This is a genomic window from Methylobacterium frigidaeris (assembly GCF_022179185.1).
Classification (GTDB): domain Bacteria; phylum Pseudomonadota; class Alphaproteobacteria; order Rhizobiales; family Beijerinckiaceae; genus Methylobacterium; species Methylobacterium frigidaeris.
In genome coordinates, this window is the sequence record NZ_BPQJ01000125.1 from 1 (window position 1) to 970 (window position 970).

Annotated in this window: 1 pseudogene; it reads right to left on the reverse strand. The window is 67.4% G+C overall.

The features are described 5' to 3' along the window. Nucleotides 1-953: pseudogene (locus MFF64_RS36525) on the reverse strand (flagellin); the annotation flags it as partial. Nucleotides 954-970 lie beyond the last annotated feature (17 nt).

The window sequence follows — 970 nt, forward strand, 5'->3', positions numbered from 1 at the left end:
CCGGCGGACGCGTTGGTTCCGGTGCTCGTCTGCGCGGCGGTGAAGCCGAAGCTGGTCACCTGGGCGCCGTTCACCGTGATCGGCATGTTGCTGGTGGCGCCCCCGCTCGTGAAGCTGATCTTGCTTCCGCCGTAGCTGGCGACGGCCGTGCTGCCCTGCGACTTGAGCTGGAGGTTGATCAGGGTCACGGCATCCGCACCGCTCAGCGTGGCGACGCCCGAACTCACCGACGAACCCGCCGCCGCATAGGCCGCCGCGTTCAGCGTCACGGTCTTGGCGCCGTTGCCGTCGTCGACGGTGATGACCGTGTCGGCGGTCGCGTCGAACGCGGCGTAGTTCGTGCCGGCGGTCAGGGTCGGCGCGTTCGAGGCGGTGCCGAAACCGATGTCGGTGACGGCGAACTTGGTGGTGTCGGTCGTGGCGGCGTTGCCGATCTTGAGCTTGACGTCCGCGCCGGTGTCGGTGGTGGCGAAGGTCAGGCGTCCGGCCGTGTCGAGGCTGGCGGTCACCTTGCCGGCGAGCTTGGACGTCCCCGAGGCGGCGATCTGATTGTTGATCGCAGCCAGGATCTCGTCGGTCGTGACCTTGGTCAGGTCCTTGGCCGTCGACTTGAGGGTGTCCTTGTCGAGCTGGATCGTGACGAATTTGGCAGCGACAGCGGGGGGACCCGTCACCGCATCCAGGCTGATGACGAAGTTGACCTGGTTGGTCTTGCCGGCGGTGGGGGTCGCGAAGTCGGCAGTGCCGCCGATGACCGGCGGAACGGCCGAGGGGTTCGGCTGCGTGAAGGCGCTCGTGCCAGTCAGCGAGGTCGAGCCGACGACCTGGGCGGCAGTGGCCGGCTTCGTCACCGTGGAGCCGGTGGCGCTATCGTAGAGCTTGATCGCGTTGACGTCGATGTTGACCATCGAGAAGGTGATGGAGCCGTCCGAGCCACGGGAGAACCCAGCCACGACGTTCTGCGTCGCCT